The 3005-nt window shown below is 39.4% G+C and carries 2 protein-coding genes and 3 pseudogenes; all 5 read left to right on the top strand.

Annotated features, from left to right (window positions below):
• Positions 1 to 517 precede the first annotated feature (517 nt).
• A pseudogene (locus EO93_RS13415) lies at positions 518 to 1097 on the top strand (2-isopropylmalate synthase); the annotation flags it as partial.
• Between the two features lie 184 nt (positions 1098 to 1281).
• Positions 1282 to 1593 (top strand): annotated as a pseudogene (locus EO93_RS18280) (DUF1670 domain-containing protein); the annotation flags it as partial.
• 101 nt (positions 1594 to 1694) lie between these two features.
• On the top strand, positions 1695 to 1832 hold the full coding sequence (locus EO93_RS18275; RefSeq protein WP_235284269.1) for a DUF1670 domain-containing protein: 138 nt from the start codon (positions 1695 to 1697) through the stop codon (positions 1830 to 1832).
• Between the two features lie 556 nt (positions 1833 to 2388).
• Positions 2389 to 2577, top strand: a pseudogene (locus EO93_RS18685) (hypothetical protein); the annotation flags it as partial.
• Between the two features lie 30 nt (positions 2578 to 2607).
• Positions 2608 to 2769 carry a DUF1670 domain-containing protein gene (locus EO93_RS18265; RefSeq protein WP_235283294.1) on the top strand — a complete coding sequence of 54 codons (162 nt, stop codon included), beginning with the start codon at positions 2608 to 2610 and terminating at the stop codon, positions 2767 to 2769.
• The last annotated feature ends 236 nt before the right edge of the window (positions 2770 to 3005 follow it).

Here is a 3005-nt window from a genome sequence, read left to right as displayed (position 1 = left end):
ATCACCCAGAATTAACCGAACCGACAAATCCTCGTCAGACAGAAAAATAACTCCTGTCTCCATTAAAAGATGAAAGAGATTTTGAATTTCAACCCACACATTTGAGCTGTGTGAGGGATACATACAAGACGTGTCTTGTATATAAGCTTTTCCCTTCAAAGAAGGTTGAACAAATTTGAAAGAGGAAAATTGGATGGTTGAAAGATTTCAAAAGAGTTGGACTTTTGAATCCTTACCGTCGTCCGTTTTTAGTAGCGATTGTTTGTAAAAACAATCCCTTCAGGCATCTCTTATTCCGTTTTTTTAGATTCGTTTTTAGATACCTGTTCCGTTTTTCAAATTCCGTTTTTCACCTTCGGGATGTCTTGTGACGCCCGAGAAGCAACCCTAGAATGGAGCATCTACTATAAATAGTGTTCGCTCGAAAACTCAAAGAAGTAAAGTTCAACTAAATATTTAAACATCGACATGATGTTTATATACCAGAAGTGTACATTCAATTTGATGATTACTATGGATGTACACCCTGAAAGAAGGGATCGATTTTTACATCAAACCCATGCAGAATAAAAAAGTAACTGTTTTTGACACAACACTGCGCGACGGAGAACAAGCCCCGTGCGTATCCCTGACCTCTACTCAGAAGCTGGAAATTGCTCATCAACTCGACAAACTCGGGGTAGACATAATAGAAGCCGGATTTCCCATATCTTCAGAAGGAGATAAAGAATCCGTAAAATCGATTTCTAATGCAGGGCTTGCTCGTGTACTAAAAAAAGATATCGATGCCTGTTTTGAAAGTGATGTTGGCCTTGTGCACACCTTCGTCCCGACCTCGGAGGTACAGCGGATCTATACCATTAAAAAGAGCCAGGAAGAAGTAATTCAACTGGCTGTGGAAGCTGTCCAGTACATCAAAGACCAGAGGCTGAAGTGCATGTTTTCTGCAATGGATGACCAGAACTGACCCTGCATATCTCAGAGAGGTTTTCAAGGCGGTCCAGGAGGCAGGATGCGATATCATTAACGTGCCAGACACGGTAGGAATCATGGTTCCATCTGCAATGTACAGACAAATAAAAGACATTGAAGCTGAAAATCAGAAGAAATGGTGATCAATTAAATACCCCCATTTGACCAATTGTTTATCTATTCTTGCCACCAAAGCAATATTGATGGCCCTCATGTTCGTATAAATTCCAAAAGAATGTCTTTCAATCTTTAATCGTCAATTACAGACCCAGCTTTACAACGAACTCATGCACGATTATTCATTTCCTCATGCTATCTGCAGATCATTATTTGAACTTTTCCTTTCTTATTTTGACCTTATATTTCAGCAGCCAGCGCAAAGAAGGCCAGATTATCTTTCATGCAGTTTCTAAAGACGTTCCTCCTGACATACCAGTAGATGAAATGAATCTGATTCCCATAAAAATTACTATTTATGGCCCTGATGACTGTGCTGTCAAAGATAAGCAGGAGTTGTTAGATAAAAGGATCAAACGCATCAGTAGTGAAACATATGCTCAGGGTGCCCTAATTACCCAGGCCGACATAGCAATCCTTCTTGAAGAGAGCACAAGGACAATTTCACAGCATATAACATCGCTGGAAAAGAAGGGAGAACTGGTGCCAACTAAAGGAAAAATGGAAGGACATAGGTCCTGGGATAAGCCACACGAAAAAAAATTATGGAGCTTTACCTCAAAGGTTATGAATATACTGAGATCAAAAGAAAGACAAAACATAGTGGCGAAGCCATCATGCGCTATGTGAAGGACTTTGAAAGAATACTGGTGATGACGGAGGAAGGATTTGATGATGAATAACTCAGGATTATAACAGGCATCTCAGAAAAAACAATTCGGGAATACAAGGAATTGATCAAACCTATTCTACTGAGGAATATCAAGAGCGTTTAGACCAGCTTCACAGCATTTTTGGAAAAAAAGAAATCAACAGAAAAAACGAGGAAACAATTCTAAAGACGGATTCAGGGAGATGGAACACATGAAAGTCCCTTCAATGATCGAAACAAAGGTAACAAACTCCCTGAAAGGTTCGATCCTTGATCTGATACAGAAAGATTACCAGTTTATAGCCTGGTGACAAAATACAGGAAATGTTTGCCAGTGATCTCGTGGAAGTTGTGAGGAAATCTTATCGTGATCCAGGGAAACTGGAAGTGGGATAAATTCTATGGTATGGAGTGAAGGCTTTGGGGAAGCCGAACTACGGTAAAAATAATAAGAAAACACCGTTGACACCTATTGTTTTGACCCGGATTTCCAAAGAGGATCTGGAGATGAAGAAGGCAGGCTATTCTAAGGAGATTATGAAAACAAAAATAGGAGGCTCTTCAAAGAGGCATATGAACAGGAAGCACTACTTACGCATTCTGAGATGGCATATCTGCTCAATGTTTCTACAGGTGCTCAATGTTTCTACAGGTACTGTGAGCAAGCAGGCAAAAGAGTATATGCAAAGAACAGGGGAGATACTGCCAACAAGAGGGATTATCCAGGACATTGGAAGAGCAATAACTCACAAGAGGATTATCCTCAGGTTATATAGGAAGGGAATCAAACTTCAGATATTGTAAGAATGACAAATCACACGGAAGAAGCATGTGACAGGTACATTAAAGCATATAAGAAAGTAGAAAAACTAAGCAAAACGATGAAAATTGAGGAAATAGCACAAATTCTGGGAATGGGAAAGTCCCTGGTAGAAGAATATAGAAGAATTTTAAATGAGGGGGAATGACTGATGGGTGAAACAAACTATGGTAGGTCTGGATGCCTATCGGTCAATTGGGAGTTTAGTAAAAATCAGTATCGAAAAACAATTTCAGAAAAACATTTCAGAAAAACATTTCAGAAAAACATTTCAGAAAAACAATTTTAGAAAAAACAATATTCAGAATAGATTTGAAGTAGTATAGGGTGAGTTTGGCAGCGATCCAGAGTTCCCGAAGGCTCGCACACTTCAGTACAGTAAGG

Source organism: Methanosarcina sp. 1.H.A.2.2, from assembly GCF_000979975.1.
Classification (GTDB): Archaea; Halobacteriota; Methanosarcinia; order Methanosarcinales; family Methanosarcinaceae; genus Methanosarcina.
Note: the sequence above shows the minus strand (reverse complement) of the source record. Positions and strands in the feature narration are given on the sequence as shown.